At 72.5% G+C, this 575-nt stretch carries 1 pseudogene; it reads right to left on the reverse strand.

The features are described 5' to 3' along the window. Positions 1-29: 29 nt before the first annotated feature. A pseudogene (locus tag AC2W7M_RS27100) lies at positions 30-575 on the reverse strand (hypothetical protein); the annotation flags it as partial.

Consider the following 575-nt stretch of genomic DNA (forward strand, 5'->3'; position numbering starts at 1 on the left):
GGGCGCTGGCAGCTGGGCCTGGCGCGCGGCTACGGGAGCCGGCGCCGCATAGGCGTCGTCGTCCTCGTCGTACGGCTCGTCTCATAGCCGTCATCGTCATAGTCCGTCGCAGCCGCACCGTTGCCGGAGGACGGCCGGGAATAAGCGCGAGCAGGCGCAGCTTGGCCGCCGGCGCGGCCATAGGCATCGGCGCGCACCGGTGCGGCAGGCGCAGGCGCGCGGGCCAGGGCGTCGCGATCGTTCCAGCGCCGGTCATCATCGCGGTCGTCGTCGCGGTCGTCGTCCTCGTCGTCGTCACGGCGGTCTTCATCGCCCGCGTCGTCGTAGTCGTCGTCGGCCACCGGCGCGCGCACCGCCTTGCGCTCAAGATCGGCGAATTCGGCGAAGGGGTCCTGGTCGCCGATGAGGCGTGCCAGTTCGGCCAGAGAATCCTTGCTTTTCGCCGGGCTCGGCACCGCCGCGCGGCGACGCCGGAGCGGTCGCGCCGGCGTACCGGTCCGCCATAGGTCCCCTGCCCCCTGGGGACGCTGGGGACCCAGAGCGGCCGGTGTTTCAAGGCGGCTCGAAAAGCCGCC

This window comes from Xanthobacter sp. BG11Y11_SDJG, assembly GCF_057364445.1.